The 19,721-nt window shown below is 72.4% G+C and carries 15 protein-coding genes; 13 read left to right on the forward strand and 2 right to left on the reverse strand.

Annotated elements, in window-relative coordinates; all coding sequences use genetic code 11:
* From ACHBTE_RS34860 to ACHBTE_RS34920, 13 genes are all read left to right on the forward strand, one after another.
* The coding region (locus tag ACHBTE_RS34860) for an HNH endonuclease signature motif containing protein (protein WP_394729620.1) at positions 1–2,817 on the forward strand (2,817 nt) is incomplete at its 5' end.
* Between the two features lie 25 nt (positions 2,818–2,842).
* Entirely contained in the window at positions 2,843–3,508 is a 666-nt protein-coding gene (locus tag ACHBTE_RS34865) for a hypothetical protein (protein WP_394729622.1), read from the forward strand.
* Positions 3,505–3,828, forward strand: a complete 324-nt coding sequence (locus ACHBTE_RS34870) for a hypothetical protein (RefSeq protein ID WP_394729624.1) — start codon at positions 3,505–3,507, stop codon at positions 3,826–3,828. The genes ACHBTE_RS34865 and ACHBTE_RS34870 overlap by 4 nt, the downstream gene beginning before the upstream one ends.
* Positions 3,815–4,933, forward strand: coding sequence for a hypothetical protein (locus tag ACHBTE_RS34875; protein ID WP_394729626.1), 1,119 nt, complete (start codon positions 3,815–3,817; stop codon positions 4,931–4,933). The genes ACHBTE_RS34870 and ACHBTE_RS34875 overlap by 14 nt, the downstream gene beginning before the upstream one ends.
* A complete protein-coding gene (locus ACHBTE_RS34880; protein ID WP_328884770.1) occupies positions 4,930–5,439 on the forward strand; it encodes a phage baseplate assembly protein V in 510 nt (169 codons plus the stop codon). The genes ACHBTE_RS34875 and ACHBTE_RS34880 overlap by 4 nt, the downstream gene beginning before the upstream one ends.
* Before the next feature lie 65 nt (positions 5,440–5,504).
* On the forward strand, positions 5,505–5,837 hold the full coding sequence (locus ACHBTE_RS34885; RefSeq protein WP_394729628.1) for a hypothetical protein: 333 nt from the start codon (positions 5,505–5,507) through the stop codon (positions 5,835–5,837).
* The gene (locus ACHBTE_RS34890) at positions 5,834–6,208 is read left to right on the forward strand and encodes a GPW/gp25 family protein (protein ID WP_394729630.1); all 375 of its coding nucleotides are present in this window, start codon (positions 5,834–5,836) and stop codon (positions 6,206–6,208) included. Before ACHBTE_RS34885 ends, ACHBTE_RS34890 begins: the two co-directional genes overlap by 4 nt.
* Positions 6,205–8,745, forward strand: coding sequence for a baseplate J/gp47 family protein (locus ACHBTE_RS34895; RefSeq protein ID WP_394729632.1), 2,541 nt, complete (start codon positions 6,205–6,207; stop codon positions 8,743–8,745). The genes ACHBTE_RS34890 and ACHBTE_RS34895 overlap by 4 nt, the downstream gene beginning before the upstream one ends.
* Positions 8,742–11,327 carry a baseplate J/gp47 family protein gene (locus tag ACHBTE_RS34900; protein WP_394729634.1) on the forward strand — a complete coding sequence of 862 codons (2,586 nt, stop codon included), beginning with the start codon at positions 8,742–8,744 and terminating at the stop codon, positions 11,325–11,327. Before ACHBTE_RS34895 ends, ACHBTE_RS34900 begins: the two co-directional genes overlap by 4 nt.
* Positions 11,324–13,804, forward strand: coding sequence for a hypothetical protein (locus ACHBTE_RS34905; RefSeq protein WP_394729636.1), 2,481 nt, complete (start codon positions 11,324–11,326; stop codon positions 13,802–13,804). Before ACHBTE_RS34900 ends, ACHBTE_RS34905 begins: the two co-directional genes overlap by 4 nt.
* A complete protein-coding gene (locus ACHBTE_RS34910; RefSeq protein WP_394729638.1) occupies positions 13,801–16,296 on the forward strand; it encodes a DUF6519 domain-containing protein in 2,496 nt (831 codons plus the stop codon). Before ACHBTE_RS34905 ends, ACHBTE_RS34910 begins: the two co-directional genes overlap by 4 nt.
* A gap of 590 nt (positions 16,297–16,886) precedes the next feature.
* Entirely contained in the window at positions 16,887–17,276 is a 390-nt protein-coding gene (locus tag ACHBTE_RS34915; RefSeq protein WP_394729640.1) for a hypothetical protein, read from the forward strand.
* 509 nt (positions 17,277–17,785) lie between these two features.
* On the forward strand, positions 17,786–18,016 hold the full coding sequence (locus ACHBTE_RS34920) for a DUF6207 family protein (protein ID WP_394729642.1): 231 nt from the start codon (positions 17,786–17,788) through the stop codon (positions 18,014–18,016).
* Here ACHBTE_RS34920 and ACHBTE_RS34925 read toward each other — a convergent pair.
* Positions 17,994–18,434, reverse strand: a complete 441-nt coding sequence (locus tag ACHBTE_RS34925; RefSeq protein WP_394729644.1) for a hypothetical protein — start codon at positions 18,432–18,434, stop codon at positions 17,994–17,996. The genes ACHBTE_RS34920 and ACHBTE_RS34925 overlap by 23 nt on opposite strands.
* Positions 18,435–19,054: 620 nt before the next feature.
* On the reverse strand, positions 19,055–19,564 hold the full coding sequence (locus ACHBTE_RS34930) for a hypothetical protein (protein ID WP_394729646.1): 510 nt from the start codon (positions 19,562–19,564) through the stop codon (positions 19,055–19,057).
* Between the last annotated feature and the right edge of the window lie 157 nt (positions 19,565–19,721).

Raw genomic sequence — 19,721 nt, forward strand, 5'->3', positions numbered from 1 at the left:
GCGAGCGCCCCCGGCCCGGCGTCCGCGCCGAAGGAGGCGGCCGCCCAGCCGGGGACGGCGGCGGGCCCAGCGCTTCGCCTGCCGCCGGGGATAAGCGTGGTCGTCGACGAGCCGACGGGCATCGGCACGACCGAACTGGTCGTCAGAGTCCCGCAGTTCACCCTGCCCGCCGAGAAGGGCGCCGGTGCCTGGGTGCAGAAGGCGTACGACGATGCCGCGGCCGGCGAGCGCCTGGTCTTCACACCCCTCTTCGTGGGCGACGCGACCGCGACCTACGAGTCGGTCGCCGCGTACAAGGAGGGCGGTGAGAAGTACAAGAACGTGTGGCTGGGCGCCTTCGGCTTCCCGACGACGAAGAAGCTCGCCGACGCCATCACGGCGGCAGCCGCCGACAACGAGAAGGTCCGCGCGAAACTCGCTGATCCGGCCGTCAAGGAGGTCGTGATGGGCCTGGGCACGGGCCTCCTGCAGGCGAAGTGCGACGTCGACCACATCGTCGAGAAGCAGCTGGGCGGAACCTCGATCCCCTCGAACCTCCAATTGCTCACGAGTTCCAAGAACCAGGCCTCCGGCCGGGAGACCTACCAGGCCCTCGTCGACCTCGTGCGGCAGATCCGCGATCCCGCCATGCGCGGGCCCGGCGTCCGCAGGCTGCAGATCCGCATCTCCACGGCGACGGTTCCCACGGGGCAGCCCGACGCCAGCTTCGAGATCGAGAACCTGCTGCGCTCCGGGGCCGTGCGCGGCTCGGACGCGGAGAAGGCCAAGTCGGACGGAAAGCCCGTCGCCCTGTCGGCCGGCGGGCAGGGCGAGACGGTGCGCGTGCGGGACACGGGCGAGACACCGCTGGACATGCTCGCCCGGCGCATCGTGCCGGGCATGCGCATCCAGATCTACCGGCGCGCCGCGGCGGGGGCCAAGTCCACGAAGGACACCGTGCTGGGCGCGCTCGACAGCCGCGCCGTGTCGGCCACCAAGGGCGACTCGGCGATCACCCTCACCGCGGAGCTGGAGCCCACGACGGCCCCCGCCCCCGCGACGGCCGGGCCCGAGGGAACCGCGGATCCCGCTCAGGGGCCGCCGGGCGAGGCCCGCAGGCTGCGGCTCGACCCGGAGAAGAACAAGAAGATCGCGTTCTTCTACCCGTATCTGAGCCGGGGCGAGCTGACGCGGATCGCGCTCGACGACCGGGGCGATCTCAGCGGCGAAGGCGTCATCCACTCCTCGGTGCCGTTCCTGGGCAGACTCAACGTCGTCTACGCCAAGGATGAGCTCGCCCTGGTGGCTCCGATCCCCGCGGCCAAACTGGTCTCCCCCCTGCCGGCGGCCTTCCGGTTCACCGGCGGCGAGCTGGCGCTGCGGCTCTCCCCGACGCTGGTGCCCAGCGGAACGCTCACGTTCTCCGTCGGCCCGGCCGCCAAGCCCGTCCTGCTCGGCACGCTCGCCGTGACCGTCCAGAACGGAGCTCTGGTCGCCACCGGTGATCTGACCCCCGCCGGCAAGCTTCCCGGTGTCAACGCGGCGGCGGGACGCGTCGTATGGAACTCCGAGAGCGGATGGTCCGGCAAGCTCACGGCGAACACGGCCTCCCTGCCCCGTTCCAGCGCGGACGTCGAGATCGGCTTCACCACGGCGTCCGGCAGGTTCGCGCCCTACGCGACGGGAGCGCTCACCACGACGATCCGCGGCTCCCAGCTCCGGCTGGGCGCCCACTGGGACGGGCGGACGCTCTCGTACAGCGGGTCGGTGACGGTCGCCAAGCCCCTGCCGCTGGTGGAGTCCGTGCGGCTCTCCGGGAGGTACGGCGAGGGCGGCCTATCCCTGAAAGGCGACGCCGAGATCGTCTGGAAGCAGTTCAAGGCCACGATGCACATCCAGTACAACCGGGCGGAGGAGGAGCAGGAGGGCCGCTTCTCGGGCACGGCGACGATCACCGTCAAGACCGCGAAGGCCGACGGCTCCATCGGGCTCGGCTTCGACGAGGAAGGCCGGTACTGGGGCAAGGGCAGCATCGGCTACCAGGTCACCAAGGACCTGCGGCCCATTCTCGGCGTCGAGATCACCAAGGACCGGCGGGTCAGGCTCTCCGGACAGGTCACCGTCGGCGACATCGTCCTGGTGCGCAAATGGCCGTCCCCGCAGGGCGGGACGGTGCCCCTGCTCAAGGGCGTCGGAGTGAAGTTCTCCTTCCCCACCCCGGTCCCGGCCGTGACCGCCTTCATCGAACTGCGCGGCTCACTGCAACTGGGCTACGGCGTTGGGCCCGTCGTGCTGCGGGGGGTGGTGTTCAAGGGCGAGCTCTACCCGTTCGAGGACGATCCCCAGGTCGCAGCCAAGCTCACCGGGGCCTTCGTGGTGCCGGCCTACGCGGAACTGGTGGGCACCTTCGGCGCCTACATCGGGGCCGAGGTCGCGCTCGGGGCCGTCGGGGCCAAGGGCGGCATCGACATCGTCCCGTCGCTGCGCATCGAGGGCGAGGGCGGCATCGCGATCGCCGCGGACTACGACAAGGACGGGTTCGCGTTCGACGCCGAGGCGTACGCCAAGGGCCGCCTGACGGCCGGTGTCAAGGTGCTGCTGGCAGCCGAGCTCTACGCCGCGTGGGGCGTGTTCTCGCACCGCTGGACCTATGAAGTGGCCAGTGTCACGGCGCAGCTCGGGCCCGAGCTCAAACTCACCCTCGGACGGGTCGCCTACGCCAAGGACGGCCGGATCACCTGGCCGAGCCTGTCCCAGATCAAGGTCGAGCCCGAGTCCATCGACCCCGTGCAGGTCATCCGGGACATGCTCGGCCGCGGCACGGCGACCCAGACATGACGCGGGTGCGGAGAGGAGGATCGCGATGACGGCGCTTTCAGGGTTTCCCGGCTCGCCCCGGACGGTACGCGGCGGTTTCGTCGTCATGGACGCCGAGGGGCGCGCGGCCGTGCGCACCGTCCCGTTCCAGTACAACCCCGAGACGCTGACCCGGACGCTGACCCCGCGGGGCGCAAGCGTCGATTCGGGTGACCGACTGGAGGCACTCCGGCTGGTCGGGCCGCCGGTGGAGACCCTGAAGCTGGAGATCGCCCTCGACGCCACCGACCGGCTGGAGAAGCCCGGTCAGCACCCCGACACCGTCGCCGAGGGTATCGCCGCGGACCTCGCCGAGCTGGAGACCATGATCTCGCCGACCACCGCCGACCTGGTGGCCGCCGAGGCACTGGCCGGGAGGGGGACGCTGGAGATCCTTCCGCTCCCGTCTCCGCTGCTGCTGCTCGTACTGGGCGCCGACCGCACGCTGCCGGTGCGGATCACCGAGTTCACTGTCACCGAGGAGGCGTTCGACACGCGGCTGAACCCGATCCTCGCCCGCGTCGGTCTGGGGCTGCGCGTGCTGTCGTCCGAGGACCTCCCGATGGGCTCGACGGGCGCCGAGCTCTTCCTCACCGCCGCCCGCCGCCGTGAACGGCTCGCCGGCCGGCGCGGGGCCGACGTCCGGACCTTCGGTCTGTCGAGGCTTCCGTGACCGCCGCGCCGTACCCGCCGAACAGCCGCTACTTCGGGGTGCCCGTCGTCAGCCGCACCGGCGACGACGGAACCACCGAGGTGTACCTGGCACGGCGGATCCTGCCCGCGCCGGATCGTCATGTGCCGCTCGGGCACCGCCGGATCGCCGGCGGCGAGCGGCCCGACACCCTCGCTCACGACGCCTACGGGGACCCCGCCCTCTGGTGGCGCGTCGTCGACGCCGACGGCGCGGCCGATCCGGCCCGGCTGACCGACGCCGAGGGCCGGCTCGTCATGATCCCGCTCCCCCTGGAGATCACCGGCCATGGCACTGCTTAGTTCCGTCACGCTGACCGTCCTGATGGGGCCGGTCGCCGTCGCCCCCGCGCCGAAGGCGGTGATCGACGCCCTGGACGGCGCCACGGTGACCCAGGCGGTGGGGTCGCGCTCGGGGTTCCAGCTGAGCTTCACCTACTCCAAGACGTCGCCGATCGCCACGTCCCTGCTTCCAGCGGGCTTCTTCGACCCGATGGTGCGCGTCGTGCTCGTGGCGACGCTGCGGGGCGTGCCGAAGGTGCTCGCCGACGGGCCGGTCAAGCGCCAGGACGTCACCACCACCGGCCGCCCGGGCGAGCACCGCCTGGTCGTCACCGGCGAGGACGTCTCCGGGTACATGGACGTGCTCGACGCCACCGGCTTCGCGTTCCCGGGGATGCCGCCCTTCGCCCGGGTGGCGCTGATGATGGCCAAGTACGCGGCGTTCGGGGTCGTGCCGGTGACGGTTCCCCCGCCGTTCCAGCCGGTGACGAGCGCGGTGGAGAAGTTCGCCCACCAGCAGGGGACGGACTTCGCGTACGCCACGAAGCTGGCGAAGGACGCCGGTCACGAGTTCTATGTGACGCCCGGTCCTGCGCCCGGCGTGAACACGGCCTACTGGGGGCCGCAGGTCCGGGCGGGCGTGGTGCAGCCTGCGCTGACCGTCGACATGGACACCGCGTCGAACCTCGACGGCATGAGCTTCTCCGCCGACGGGAACGCCGCCGTCCTGCCGTACGGGCACGTCAAGGTCGCGAACTTCTCCGTGCCCGTGCCGGTCCCGGACGTCGGGCTGCTCAAACCGCCGCTCGCGGCCCGGCCGTTGGTGCCGACACGGACGAAACCGCTGGAGACCGACCGGATGGGACTGCCGGAGGCCCTGATGACGCTGCTCGCCGGGCGCGGCGCGGCGGACCCGGTGACCGCGACCGGGACGATGGACCTGGCCCGCTACGGACGTCCCCTCGACGCCCGTTCCCTGGTCGGGGTGCGCGGCGCGGGACGAGCGCACGACGGGCTGTGGTTCGTGCGTTCGGTGACGCACGCGCTGGGGCGGGGTAGTTGGAAGCAGGCGTTTCAGCTCACGCGGGACGGTCTGGTGTCGAACGTGCCGGGGGTGACGCCATGACGTCCGGGCCGAAGTACTTCGGGAAGTACCGCGCCACCGTCCTCAACACCGCCGATCCCCTCGTGCAGGGCCGGATCCAGGTGCAGCTCTCCGACCGGTACGGGCTGTTCCCCTCGACGTGGGCGCTGCCCGCCGTCCCGTTCGCGGCCAAGGGCACCGCGGGGGTCATCGCGCTGCCGCAGACGGGCAGCATGGTGTGGGTCGAGTTCGAGGCCGGTGATCCCGACTGCCCGATCTGGACGGGGGCGTTCTGGCCCGAGCCGGCCGGTGCCCCGCTGCTGGCGATGGCCGGCACTCCGGCCACGCCGAACATCCATCTCCAGACCACGACCGGTGTCTCGGTGACCCTGTCCGACATGCCCGCGGCCCAGCTCCAGGTACTCACCCCCGCCGGGGCGTCGATCGTCGTCGGGTCCGCCGGGATCAGCATCAGCAACGGGCAGGCGTCCATCGTGCTCTCCGGCCCTTCGGTGATCATCAACGGGGGTGCTCTCGTGGTGACTTGAGAGCTGGTGCCAGCCACTCATCTGCCCCTCTCCCCCCATCCATCCGCAGCGGAAGGAGCCCCCCGATGCCCGGGGCCGTCCTGCACGCCGGAGCGACCGTGACCTGCCCGCACGGCGCACCGCTCACCATCGTCGCCGCCGACCCCCGGGTCACGGTGTCCGGTTCCACCGCGGCCGTTGTCACGGACCAGGGCTTCGTCACGGGCTGTCCGTTCACGGTGCCCCCGAAGCCCCAGCCGTGCGTCAGCACCAAGTGGCTCGCCGGGGCGGCCCGGGTGACCGCCTCGGGCCGACCACTGTTGGTCAACCCGGCCGGCGCGCTCTGCCTGTCGGCGGAGCAGATCCCGGCCGGTCCGCCGATCGTCTCCGGTACCCAGACCCGGGTGGTCGCGACGTGAGCCGGCTCGCCTTCCCCTTCGCCGTCACCTCGCTCGGCCGCTCCGCCACGGTGGCGTACGGCAGCGACGCGCACGTGCGGCAGATGCTCAGACTGCTCGTGCTCACCCTGCCGGGGGAACGCGTGATGCGGCCCGATCTCGGCAGCCCCGCACAGCAGTTGGTGTTCGGCCCGCAGAGCGGTCCCACCGCGGTCGCGCTCGGCGCCGCCCTGCAGTCCACGGTCCAGCAGTGGCTGGGCGACGTGCTCACCGTCCGGAACGTGTCCGTCGAGGCCACCGACGATTCCGGGGCGGTCGAGATCGTCGTCACCTACGAGGTCCGTTCGAGCGGATCGGCCGACGAGGTGCGGCTGCGGAAGGACCGCACATGACCGGTGCCCGCTACCACTGCCGCGACGAACGGCGGAGGGCCGTGCTCGCCCGGTCCGAGCGGGCGGACCTGTCCGGGATCGACTACGTGGAGGTCCACCGGGGCAGCACGGTCGACCAGCCCACGCTGATCGACGTCGTCCTGGTGAAGCCGCTCCCACTGCCCCAGGCCGAGCTGACCGGGGACCAGATCGCCCTCACCGGCGGGGTGCGGTTCCCGGCACCGCAGGTGGATCCCGTGGTGCCGGCGGCACCGGGCGGGACACAGGTGTCGCGGTACACGGTCACGGTGCCCGGCGGCCAGCCGGTCGACTTCTCGACGTACCGGCTCGCGATCGTCGCCGGACCGGGCGCGGACGCCCCGCCCAGCTTCATCGACCCCCGGCTGTCCGCGGTCGACCTCTCGTTCGCCGTGGACTGCTTCGACGACGGCGACTGCGCGCCCGGCTGCCGCGAGCCGGCGGCGGCCGTGCCGCCGGACCCGCGCTTCGACTACCGCACCCGTGACTGGGAGGGCTTCCGGCGCCTGATGCTCGACCGGATGGCGGTGCTCGTCCCGGGGTTCCGCGAAGACGACCCGGTCGACCTGACGACGACGCTCGTCGAGGCCCTGGCCTACCGCGCCGACCAGCAGAGCTACACCCTCGACTGGGTCGGGACGGAGGCGTTCCTGGACACCGCGCGCACCCGCGCGTCGGTGACCCGCCACGCCCGGCTGCTGGACTACACGCCGGGCGAGGGCGCCTCCGCCCGCACCTTCGTCGCCGTGTCTTTCGAACCGCCCGGCACAGCAGGGGACGGCTACGAGCTGCGCGCGAGCACCCCGGTGCTGCCCCGCTCGCCGGAGCTGCCCCCCGTCGTCACGGCGTCGGCCTATCCGGAGGCGCTGGCGTCGGCGCCGACCGTCTTCGAGACGCTCGCTCCCCTCCGGCTGTGGAAATGGCGCAACGAGATCGCCCTGCACACCTGGGGGGACGAATGGTGCACGCTGCCCGCCGGGGCGACCGCGGTGACCCTCGTGGACGGCGGCACGGGCGCCACCGTGCCCCTCCCGGACGGCGGCGAGACCACCGACCGGCTCGCCCCGGGCGACTTCCTGCTCCTGGCCGAAACCGCGGCCGCCGACACCGGGCGCGCCGAGGACGCCGATCCTGGGCACCGTCACGTCGTCCGGCTGACCCGGGTGACGACGACCGAGGACGTCCTCGCGCCCGGCACGCGCCTGCTCGACGTCGAGTGGGACGACACCGACGCGCTGCCGTTCGACCTGCCGGTCACCGCCGAGGTACCGCGGCCGTCCGGCCCGGGCCGGCGGGTCGTCTGCGCCGCGGCGCGGGGCAATCTCGTGCTCGCCGAGCACGGCGCCACCCTGCCGCCGCCTTCGCACCTCGGCCTGCCGCCGTCGGCCGCCGAGGCGCTCGCCCCGCGGCTGTCACCGTCCGGTCCGCGGGCGGGGACGGCCTGGCGCCCGTACGTGACCGGCGGCATCGGGCCGCCGGCCCGGACCGCGCGGCACCTTCCCGCCGATCCAGGACAGCCGTCGGCCTCCGCCCTCTTGACGGTCGATCAGGCCCGGTGCATGCCAGCCATCGCGCTCCACGACTCATTCGCGACGTGGACCGTCCGGCGCGACCTGCTGGCGAGCGGGCGGTTCTCCCGGGACTTCGTCGTCGAGACCGGGCCGGACGGGCGGCCGGTCCTGCGGTTCGGCGACGGCACCCACGGCCTCACGCCGGCGGTGGGGGACTCCCTCGCGGTCGGTGGGCGGTTCGGCACGGGACCGGTCGGCAACCTCGGTCCGGACGCGCTGGGCCACGTCGTCCTGGCCGCCGCAGACAACGGCACACCGGTCGTGTCGGTGACCAACCCGGTGGCGGCGTCAGGAGGCGCGGCGCCCGAGGACGACGCCACGGTCCGGGCAGTGGCCCCGCAGGCGTTCCGCCGCCAGGAGCGTGCCGTGACCCCGGCGGACTACGCCGAGGCGGCGCGCCGCTTCCCCGGCGTGGCCGACGCCGTCGCCGTCCCGCGCTGGACCGGCGCCTGGCAGACGGTGCTCGTGCACGTCGACCGCCGGGGCGGGGCGGATGTCGACGCCGCCTTTCTGGCGGGCCTGCTCGAGCACCTGGAGTCGTTCCGGCTCGCCGGGTTCGACGTGGCCGTGCGCGGGGCCCTCGCCGTCCCGCTCGACATCGGCCTGGCGGTCTGCGCGGCACCGGACGTGCCGCGCGGCGAGGTGGGGCGCCGGGTCCGCGCGGCGCTGTTGCCCGCAGGGAGCGGTGGTGGCCCGGGGTTCTTCCATCCGGACCGGTTCACCTTCGGCACACCCCTGTTCCTGTCGGCGCTCCTCGCCGCCGTCATGGCCGTCCCGGGAGTGCGGAGCGTCGAACCCCTGGTGTTCCAGCGCTTCGACCGCCTCGCCCAGGACGAGCTGCGCCGCGGGGTGATCCGGCCCGCGACGGCCGAGGTCCTCGAACTGCACGACGATCCGAGCTTTCCGGAGCGCGGACGGCTGCGGATCAGCGTCGGAGGTGGCCGATGAGCTGCGCGTGCGGCTGCGACGGGGTGGGATGGGCGTCGTGTGCGGGAACTCCCGCCCGGCTGCCCGGCGATCCGGCCCGCTTCCGGTACGGCGCGATCCTGGAGCGGTTGCTCGACCGGATCTCCCGGGCCCAGGCCCTCGACGGCCGGCCACTGGCCACGCTCGGCCGGTCGCCCGAGGATCCCGCCGTCGCCCTGCTCGCCGCGGCGGCCGGCGCGCACCACGTCCTGGGATGGACGCTCCACCGGCTCGCCGTCGACTCCACGCTGCCCGGCACCGAGGACCGCGCCGCGCTGGTCCGGCTGACCGGCATGCTCGGGCACGTGCCGCGGCCGGCGATCGCCGCCGAAGCCCTGCTGGCGTTCCGGGTCGGCACGCTCCCGGGCGCGCCGGACGTGGTGACGGTCCCCCGGGGGCTCAGGGTGGGCACGGTGCCCGAACAGGGCGAGCTGCCCGTGACCTTCGAGACGGACGCCGCTGTCGAGGCCCGCGGCGCGTGGAACGCGCTGCCGCCGCTGCGCGCGTTCGTGCTGCCGCCGGTATCGGAGGAGACCACGAGCGTCGAGGTCGAGGGCATCACCCTGGGGGCCCGGACCGGCGACCGGGTGCTCGTCCACGCGGGGAGCGACGAGGACGGGACGTCGTCCTGGCTCCTGGCCCGGGTCACGGACGTGGACGTCGCCGCCTCCGCCGAACCGGCCCGTACCGTGCTCACCCTCGCCGGGGGGCAACTGCTCTCCGTGGACACTGTGCTAACGGAGCCTTCGGAGCCGGGCACGGTGATCCTCCTCGGGCAGCGGGCCCAAGCGTTCGGCGCGACCGCGCCGGACATCACGTTCATGCCGGACGCGGTACGGAACGAGCACGGCGAGGCGTTGCCGTCGCCAATACTGCCCGTCGAGTGGAAGAACTTCGTCATGGGCGCCCTGTCCGACCACGACGGCCCCTGGAACATCCACCTCGACACCGTGCATCCACAGGCCGCGCCGGACCGCGTCGTGGTCCTGGAAGCCGCCTCCGCGGACCCGCCGGTCGGGGTGGCGCGCGTCTCCGCCGTACGGGAGACCGCCCGGACGGACTTCGGGCTCTCCGCGCGGTGCACCCGGATCACCCTCAACCCCGACCTGTGCCAGGACTTCAACAACAAGGTCCGCGAAACGGTCATCCATGGGGAGACGGCCCGCGGGACGCTGCTCGCACACCTCCAGGAGCGCGTGCTGCCGGTCACCGACCCGGGGCCCGACGGCGAGCCCGCGCCACCGCAACACCCGGGCTTCCTCCCGCAGAACCTTCCCGACCGGTTCTACCTAGCCGGGAAACCGACCTTGCCGCCCGGACGGCAGGTGATCCTCACCGGGCGGACAGCTGGCGGCAGGACGGCCACCGAGGCGGCGACGGTCCTGCGGGTGGAACACCACAGCGGCGGCTCGCCGGTACGGCAGGCGACGCTGGTGGTGTTCGACGCGGCCCTGGAGGGCCGCTGGACGGACGCCACATTGACCGTAATCGGCAACGTCGTGCCGTCCTCGCACGCGCTGACGCCCGCCACGGGCGCCGAGACCCTGGGGTCCGGCGACCCTGCGGCTGTCCTGCCGCGCTTCCCGCTCGGGCAGTCGCCGCTCGCCCATGTCGCCGCGCCGGGACCCCGCGGGTACGCCCCGGCGATCGAGGCCCGGGTCGACGACCGCCGTTACGAGCCCGCCGACACGCTGTACGGCGAAGGACCCGACAGCCACCGGTTCCAGGTCACCGAGCGGCCAGACGGCGGGTCCGAGCTGCAGTTCGCCGGGCGGCTGCCCAGCGGGACCGGCAACGTCGTCGCCCTCTACCGCGTCGGTGGCGGGTCGGCGGGGAACCTCCCGGACGACCGGCTGACACAGATCGTCACGCCGGTGACCGGTGTGGCCTCCGTGACCAACCCCCTGGCCGCGGAGGGCGGCAGCGACGCCGAGACGATCGAGGAGCTGCGCACCGCCGCGCCGAGGGCGGTCCGGACGCTGGACCGGGCGGTGTCCCTGGCGGACTTCGAGGCGTTCGCCCAGGCGTACCGGGGCGTCGGCAAGGCATCGGCCGTCGAACTCCGCGCAGGGCTGCGGCGGTTCGTGTGCCTCACGGTCGCCACCACTTCCCTCGCGCCACCGGCGCCGGGCTCGGACCTGGTGGCCGGTCTGCACGCCGCGCTCGCCGCGGCTGCCCCGCCGGGGACGCGCCTGCGCATCGCGGGCTTCGTCGATCTGCCGATGACCTTGGCACTGGCCCTCGCCTCCGACCCGGACCTGCCCCGGCCCCGCGTGGAGGCCGCGGTCCGCGCCGCTCTCGTCCGCGACTTCGGCAGACCGGCCCGGCCGTTCGGCACCGCCGTGCACCGCTCGCAGACCACCGCCACGGCGCAGGGCGTCCCCGGCGTCAGGGCCGTGCTCCTCACCCGCTTCTCGGCGCCGGGCGTCACGCCGGACGCCCAGGGGCGGCTGCCCTGCCCCGGACCGGTCATGGTGACCGGCCCCGGCCCGGCCCGGCTGGAACCGGCGCGGCTGCTGTCCGTCGCCGGAGCCGACATCACGTTCACGGAGCTGACCGCATGAGTGTGCCGACCACGGTGAGCGGCGGGGCCGATCTGCCGGAGACCCGCGTCGAGACCGTCGCCGAGGCCCTGTACGGCCTGCTGCCGGCCCATGTGCGCCAGGCGGATCTCGCCGCGGCAGGGGCCCTGCGGGCGCTGTGCGGGGTGCTGGGACTGGCGAGCGCCGAGATCGACGCCGAGATCGAGGCGTGGTACGACGCGCTGTTCGTCGAGACGGCCGGGGAGGCGGCGCTCGCCGCGCTCGCCGCCCTCGTCGCCGCGCCTCCGACGCGGCCCGTTCCAGGAGGGGCCAGTACCGGCCGTCGTGCGTTGGTGGCCAACACCATCCGCTACCGCCGGGGCAAAGGGACGGCCCGGGTCGTCGAGGCGATGGCCGGCGACGTCACCGGCCTGGCCGCGGTCGCCGTCGAATACCACCAGCGGCTGGCCCGCTGCGCGCACCTGCTGGACATGCGTCCTGAGCGCCCGGCCACCGCCGGGCTCACCCCGGGGGGGTCCGCGTCGTCGGCCGGGAGCGCCTTCGACCGGCTGCCCCGCCTGCTCGACGTCCGGCGCGTCGACGGGGCGTCTCCCGGCCGGCCCGCCGGACGGCACGCGCCGGCCGCCGTCGGCGTCCATCTGCTGCGGCCGTCGGTGGCGCGGTTCCCCGCCCCCGTGGGCGACACCGTGCCGGCGGCGGACATGGCGGGGGTTCCGCGGGCCCGGCCGTGGACGGCCGGCGGGACCGCGCGGCCGGGCCACTTCCAGCTCGCCCAGCAACCGGGCGCCGTTCTGCGCCTGTTCAACCCGGACCGCCGGGCGCGCGCCGTCGGCTCCCGACTCCAGGAGGCCGACCTGCCCGGCCGGCTGAGCCGCCTGCCCCTGCACCTGGAGACCGCGGAACTGCGCGCCGCCGCGCTGGAGAAGCGGCCGCCGCGGCTGCCCGGCCGCCCATGGTTCGACGGCGCCGACGAACCGTTCACGGTCTTCCTCCGGTGGGACGGCGAGACGGCCTTCCGGCGCGTCCCGCCAGCCGAGGTCCGGATCGTCGACCTGGAGTCCCCGCCGGCTCCTCCGGGCGCCCGGGTCGACCCCAAGGTGACGCACACGTGGTACGAGCCCGGGGCCACGGCGCCGGCACCCCGGAGCGGTACGCATCCCGTCGCGTGCGCCGTCGATCCCGTGACCGGCCGGATCGTCGTGGCCGAGGTGCCCGGACCGGACGTCGCCGAGGTGCGCGTGGCCTGTGCCACGGCCGCCGGCCGGCCCGTCGGAGCCGGTGCCCACGACCGCAACGCCCCGGACCGGCCGTTCGACGTGCGGAGCACCGGCGAGACGAGGGATCTGGTCTGGGTCGTCGATCCCAGCGCCGCGCCCGGTGGTTCGCCGGAGACGTCGAGCCGTACCGTCGCCACGCTCACGGACGCCCTCGCCGGGGTCGCGTCCCAGGGGGCGGGCCGCCGCAGCATCGTCGTCCTGGCCCGCTGCGACCTTGAGGCCGCGCCCGCCGGCTCGGCCACACTCGACGTGACGGTGCCCCCCGCGTCCGAGGTGCACCTCGTGGCCGCGCAGTGGCGGCGGCCGAGGGTGCTGCCCGGCGCGGACCCCGACCCCACCCTGCGCGGGTTCGTCGTCCGGCGGGAACGGCGCTGCACGGTGGACGCACCGACGCGGGTGCTGCGCGGGCCGGGGGACGCCAGTGCGCCGGCCGGCCGACTCGTCCTCGACGGGCTCGAACTCACCGGCGGTCTGCGCCTCGGCGCGGACGCGGTGTCCGAACTCGACCTGCGGTACGTGACGGTGCGCGCCCCGGGCGGCGTCGCCGTGGGCGCGGACGGCGACCTCACCGCCGTCCGGATCGACGTGGACCACGCGGTCTGCGGCCCGCTGCGGATCGGCGACGCGGACACCGCGGTGAGCGGCGAGCTGCTGGTCACCGACAGTGTCGTGACGGCGGACGGCGCGGCGGGCCCGGCGCTCGCCGCGCCGGGACTCGACGTCGCGCTGCGCGACGTCACCGTGCTCGGGACATCGTCCGTACGCTCCCTCACCGCGACGAACGCCCTGTTCGCGGAGGCTGTGACGGTCCTGCGCCGCCAGACCGGCTGTGTGCGCCACAGCTTCGTACCGCACGGCTCCGCGGTGCCGCGCCAGTTCCGCTGCCAGCCGTCCCTCGCCCTGGCGGCGGCCGAGGAGGCCGCGGGCCGGCCGTTGTCGCCGGACGAGGCCGACGTGGTCCGGTTCGCGAACGAACCCCTCTTCCTGGACACGGCCGCGGACGAGCCGACGCTGGCCATGCTGCATCCGCTCTGCCCCGACAGCGTCCGCTCGGGGGGCGAAGGCGACGTCGAGATGGGCGCCTTCGCCCGTGCGGCCTTCGGGATCGCCGTCGCCGACGTGCGGGCCCTCTTCGACGAGTACCTACCGGTCGCCCTGGCGGCCCGAGTCATCGACGACACGCGCTCCGGCGCTGTCGCAGCCCGGAGGAACAGACCATGACCATCCGCAACGACGCCACCCGCCTGACGGTCCGGGCACAGGACGAGCGGCAGCCGCGCTCGGTCGTCGTCCAGCAGGGACAGGTGCTGCTGGACGCCGACCTCGACGCGCAGGGCCGACACCTGCTCGACCGGGTCGAGACGGAGACCGGCGACGTGCTCGGCTCCGGCGGGCGCCTCGTGGTCTCGGCCCCGTCGAGTGCCTTCTCGGTGACACCGGCGGCCACGCCGGGCGCGTGCAGGATCGGCACGGGCCACGGCTTCCTCGGCGGCTGGCTGGTCGAGAACAGGACCGAGAACTGCCTGGTGGGCAACCAGCCGCATCCCTGGACCGGTACCGCCACGACCGGCCCGGTGCTCCTCGCGCTCAAGGCTCTCGTCCGGTACGTCGATTCCGTCGAGGAGCCCGCCTACGCCGATCCGGCCCTCGGTGACGCCCAGGCGGCCGGACGCGCCCTGGTCGACTGGCAGGTGTTCCCCTACGTCCCCGAGGGGGGCTGGGGCACGGGCCCCGACTGCGCCACTGTCACGGAACACGGGGACTGGAAGAAACTCGTCCAGCCGTCGACCGGCACCCTGACGGTGGTCCCCGACCAGGCACCCCCGTCGTCCGATCCGTGCTCGCTCACCCCGCAGGGCGGGTTCTCCCGGCCGGAGAACCTGCTGTACCGGATCGAAGTGCACGGCGGCGTCCCGAACAGCGACTGGCCGGACGCGGACGGCCCGCGGTTTGGCATGGAGGGTCTCACGGTCAAGCTGTCGCGGCGCAACGCGTCGGTCCTGGCCCGGGTCGTGACGGTCGACGGTACGGCCGTCACCGTCGAGCCACCGGCCCTCGATCCGCTCAACTGGTTCACGGCCGGCGCCTACGCCGAGTTCGTGTCGGAGCACGACGACGTCGACCCCCGCGACGCGGTCCAGTGGCAACGGCTGTTCCAGGTCGCGCGGGCCACGGACACCGTCGTGACGCTGGAGACCGCCGCGACGGCCCGCGCCGGATCGATCAAGAGCGACACAACGGGCTGGTTCCTGCGACTGTGGGACGCCTTCCCGAACGGCAAGGGGGTCGCCACCGCTCAGGCGTCGCCCGACGATCCGAAACTCTCGCTCCCCCTCGACCTGGGCGACGGCCTGGCGGTCCGCCTGGGCCGGGGCGGCCTCGACGTCTTCCGCCGCGGCGACCACTGGACGTTCGCCGCCCGGGCCGACGGGTCGGTCGACTGGCCGGAGGGCCGGCACGAGCGGCCCCACGGCCCGGAGATCCGGTACGCGCCGCTGGCCGCCCTGACCGGCCCGACGACCGCCCGGGACTGCCGGGTGCACGCCGCCACCCTGACCGACCGCGCGCTGCTGTACCGGGGCGGCGACGCCCAGGAGGTCCCGGCGCCGGCGGGCGGCGGCTTCGTCACCCTGCCCGGCAGGCTACGGGTCGCGGTGCTGTGCGGGCGCGTCCCGGTACCCAGGTCCCTGGTCACCTGGAGCATGCCCGCGGGCGGCATCCCGAGCCAGGTCGGGGGCTCCGCGGTGGACGGGGCGAAGAGCTTCACGAGCGAGACGGACGAGAACGGGCTGTGCGAGGTCCCGTGGGCCGTCGACGCGAGCCGTGCCGACGAGGACCACCACGTGCAGGCGGTGCTCACCTCGCCCGCGGGCACTCCCGAGGGCCCGCCGCTACTCTTCACGGCCAGCTTCCGGACGGCCGCCGCCACGAGCTACCTGCCCGGTGGCTGCGAACTGCTCCAGGGATCCAAGACGGTGCAGGAGGCGCTCGACGTGCTGTGCGCCAACATGGGCGGTCCCGTGGTGCCTCCGACGCTGCTGCTCGAGTCGATCGATCTGCTCGACCATGACGGGGTATGGAATCTGATTCAGGAGAACCTCATCCGCAACGGAACCGAGGTATCGCATACCGCCTTCGTGGACGGGATCTCCCTGGGCATCAGCATGCCGGATCCCGAGATGAAGTTGTGGACGGCTGCACAGCCGTTCGACCCGCTGATCGAGGTCCACCTGGACCTGCCCTACCCGGTGACGGATCCCGACAAGGTCTACTGGGCACGGGCCTCGGAGTCCGACGTCCTGTTGACCCCGAACATCACCGCCCCCTTCGGGTTCCACCGAGTGCGGCTGGACGGGACCATGAAGGTGACACAGACGACGGGAACCGCGAGATTGCAGTGGACGCCGTCGGATATGGCCAAGCTGTTCCTCGACAGTGCGCCGCAGCACCAGTGGGGCAACAAGGTCGTCCTGGACGAAGTCCAATGGCAGCCCGCGGAGAGAGTCCCGCCGGTCCTCTGCTTCCTGCGGATCCGATCCGCTCACATCTGGGCCCCTGATGCCGATACGGGCCACCGGGTGTACCTGAACGCCGAGCACCTGAGGGTCGGAGGCACCTCGGCCAATCGCTATCTGTCCCTGTACGAGCGCGATCCCCAACGGGCCGCGGACCTCGACCTGTTCTTCTACCTCAAAATCGTCGAGCGGGAGTAGGAACCTTCCTAAAGTGTGTTGCGGAAGGCCGTGATCAGGGCATTTCTCTTGTATGGCTGGGGTGTTGAGGGCTGATCCATTGTGAGTGGAGACGGTCACGGGGCTGCGGATGAAGCAGTTCGAGCAGTTGCTGAAGGTGGTGCGGGAGCGGGTGGGCGAGCATCGGACGGCCGTGGGGATGCTTACCCTGAAAAGCGGCCGGGCCATAGCCGTGAGTGAACCTCTCTGGGCTGCCTTTGAATTGGCAGGGGGTCCAGCAGCGGATGGTGACCCCCTCAGCGTGGTCGGGTACCCCACCGCCCCCGGGAACCAAGCCCATCGTGATCGGCCCAGACGTACAACGCGTCGCCCTCGAAGGAGGCAGCTGGGGCAAGGGCTGGCTGGTCTGCTTCGACAGTGGCTGGCGCTGGGAACCTCAAGTCGAACTGGGCTTCAACTAAACACCCTCCGCCAGGTGAGTCGGACACAGCCCGCAACTCGTCGAACAGAGTGGCGAGGAAATGCACGGTACCCACCAGAGAGAGACACTGATCAGGCGGTTCCGGCACTAGTGCTGTGACCGGAAACGATCACCGGGGTGTGATCGGTTCATGAGCGAGCGCGAGTGGCAGGCGTTGACCAAGTCCGAGGAAGCGTTCATGGTCAATTCGTATGAGATCGACATCCTGGCTGGCGTCTGGGGAGATCTCGACGCTGCCGATCGGTCCCGGCCGGTGAGGGAGCTGGCAGGAATCTTGCTCACGCTCATCGATCGTGGATGGATCGAAGTTCGTCGAGTCGCGCCGTGGACATCCCCGTCAGGGGAGATCGGCTTCCAGCCCAGAGAACCGGTTCCTCGAAATCAGCTTCCGGCGGTGCTGAGGGACGCGGCCAACTGGGAGTATCCGGATGACGGCAATTGGATCGGGGCGGTGACCCTGGTGGAGACCGAAGCGGGTAAGAGGATCACCCGCCGTTCTCCCGAGGAGATGGCCAAGTAGACCGCCGTGTCGGGGCCCGCTGGGGCGCTCACCCTAACGGCCGCCACTGACAACTCAACGCGCTCCGCCGCTTCCCGGCTCCAGCCCAAGGATTCAGTTCCTCACCGCCCAAAAGCCGGTGGTCCCCTCGAAGGAAGAACTGATGGCCGGCCACATCCACGGAGAAGAAGTGAGGGATGCGACGGCAGCTGAGGCCCCACCGGCATGGCAGGCCCCGCATGCACACCCCGCCGAGATGCAGCTGGACAGCACCAAGTGGTTCGACCGCGATGTATGGACCCGGGCCCTGAACAGCACTGGTTACACCGTCACTCGCACCTGACCAACCCGCCCTGCTGGCCCCGGCCGAGACCGGCTTGCCCACCCGAAGCAGCGCCGCTCTGCTGCACAGCTGAACGTCGCGCGGGACCAGGGCCAGCTACTCGGTCGGGTGAAGGCGCCGGACCCACGGAACTCTCCCAGGGCGCCGGGGCGTAGTGCCGTACATGGACCCGATCAACGAGGTGCACGTGAGTGAGCCGAGCCTGGTCGTCGTCGACGTCGCGGCCGCCGACGACGCCGCCGCCCTGGCCTTCCAGCAGCTGCTCGCCGACCGGTGGGCGACAGCGACAGCGGAGCACACGACGCGGGACGCCGGACAACCTGGCGTACGGCTGCGCTGCTACCTGGACCTGCGCCAGCCGCTCAGCCTGGCCGCGCCGGACGAAGCCCTGCCAATCAGCGCAGCCGCATCACAGTGACGACCGCGTTCCGGGTCGTGCCCGCCACGACCTCCACCACTACACCGCCGACGGCGGGCGTGTAGGAGTCGCCGGCCTGCGTGACCGCCCGCCCGGACTGGGGGACCAGGAGCGGGCCGACGATGGACGCGAGTGCCGTGGTCAGCGGCTGGGACAGCGCTACCCGTCCGTCAGGGAGCTGTACGGCGAGGGCCTTCGGGTACCGGGCTGTGCCGGTGAAGCCGACCACGGTGGCGTCGACGGTGTCCGCGTGCCTGACCTTGGCCCACACACGGCCGGCCTTGTAGGCCGACCGGAGCGGCTTGGCCACGATCCCCTCAACGCCGGTGCCTTCGGGCGCCTCGAACCAGAGCAGGGCCTCCTCGAGGTCCGTGGTCGACCACACCGGCACGATCGGCGGACCGACGTCGGCGAGCACGTCCAGGATGACCTGGCGGCGTTCCGTGTACGGACGCGCCGAAGGTCAGGGAAGCCCGACGCAGGGTGGACCAGGATGTCGAACGCCACGTACGTCGCCGGATGCCGGTCGGCGAGCTCCCTCGCGCGGCGGGGCGGGACAGCGCGCGGGACTGCACGCCGGGCGGCAGGCTCATGGCGGCTACGGCCAGGTCCATCACAGCGCGGTGACGTCGCGGCCGGTCCTCGACTGAAGCCGGACGCCGTCCTCGGTCCGCCACAGCACGGTCAGGGCGCCGACCTTGATTTCGTAGCCCACGACGGGCCTGCCGGCAGCTGCGTCACGGGCCGCGCGAGGGCGACGTACACGGGCCACTCCACACCATCAGCCTGCGCCTTCGGGACACCGGCCGCCGGCTGGCGTACTCCCGCACGGCCAGCAGGCTGCCCGGGCGGCATGGCTGCTGCTGTACAGCCGCGCCGCCGCACGGCGCGAGCACGGCCGCGCAGCGCGACCGTGCCCTGACGTGGTCTGTGGTGTTCTCAATTTTTCTGCTGAACTTGCGTTTTAACCTCTGCCTCGATCAGGTTTTGGCTGGTCGAGGCAGACAAGAGAGCTCGCACGGAGCTGAGCGCCAGCTCTCAATCTCCAGGCGACACACCAAGGTCGTGGCGCATAGCGGTTCTCATAGTCCGGAGCATTTCCCAGACCTCGTACTGGGCCTGGGCCGCGGTCTCCATCGTTTCGCCTGGTTCGGGGGCACCGCGTTCGAGGCGCTTGACCTGGCCGTAGACCTTGTTCAGGGCCTGGTTGACGACACTCGCTCGCCTGAGTATTTCTTCGGGGGCGATCATCTGTGCTTCGGAGTATCGATCGCGGTGCGCGTTCTTCGCTTCCTCGAGTGCGTCGCTGTCGGCCTCCGCCACGCCGCGTTCCCTCATGACGTGCAGGTGGCGGTTGAGCGCGGTGGTGAACTGCCGAGCATCCCGGTTGAGCTCCACATAGCAGGTACGTCGCAGCGAACGGGCCTCGCGGACCTCCTCATGGCTTCGAACGAGCTCTATCTCCAGGCGCTTCGCTCGTTCGGAGCCGCGCTGGGTGAGTAGCGCCCCTCCCAGGGTTCCTGCGACGCCTGCGACAGCGATGATCACTGAGCTGAGATCCACCGACCTACCCCGTGAAATTCTTCGGCCTCGTGCCCACTGCACATGACCCAGGCCGTCAAGTTTGCGGCTCCTCGGTGCGCCGGTCATCGGCGTCCGTGAGGGCAAGGCCAACCGTGTCTGAATGCCGTCGCCGAGGCGTACC

The organism is Streptomyces sp. M41, assembly GCF_043673425.1.
GTDB lineage: Bacteria > Actinomycetota > Actinomycetes > Streptomycetales > Streptomycetaceae > Streptomyces.

Coding starts and splice junctions, on each gene's coding strand:
- ACHBTE_RS34865 (WP_394729622.1), top strand. CDS start 2,843: ATGACGGCGCTTTCAGGGTTTCCCGGCTCGCCCCGGACGGTACGCGGC.
- ACHBTE_RS34875 (WP_394729626.1), top strand. CDS start 3,815: ATGGCACTGCTTAGTTCCGTCACGCTGACCGTCCTGATGGGGCCGGTC.
- ACHBTE_RS34880 (WP_328884770.1), top strand. CDS start 4,930: ATGACGTCCGGGCCGAAGTACTTCGGGAAGTACCGCGCCACCGTCCTC.
- ACHBTE_RS34885 (WP_394729628.1), top strand. CDS start 5,505: ATGCCCGGGGCCGTCCTGCACGCCGGAGCGACCGTGACCTGCCCGCAC.
- ACHBTE_RS34895 (WP_394729632.1), top strand. CDS start 6,205: ATGACCGGTGCCCGCTACCACTGCCGCGACGAACGGCGGAGGGCCGTG.
- ACHBTE_RS34900 (WP_394729634.1), top strand. CDS start 8,742: ATGAGCTGCGCGTGCGGCTGCGACGGGGTGGGATGGGCGTCGTGTGCG.
- ACHBTE_RS34905 (WP_394729636.1), top strand. CDS start 11,324: ATGAGTGTGCCGACCACGGTGAGCGGCGGGGCCGATCTGCCGGAGACC.
- ACHBTE_RS34910 (WP_394729638.1), top strand. CDS start 13,801: ATGACCATCCGCAACGACGCCACCCGCCTGACGGTCCGGGCACAGGAC.
- ACHBTE_RS34915 (WP_394729640.1), top strand. CDS start 16,887: ATGAGCGAGCGCGAGTGGCAGGCGTTGACCAAGTCCGAGGAAGCGTTC.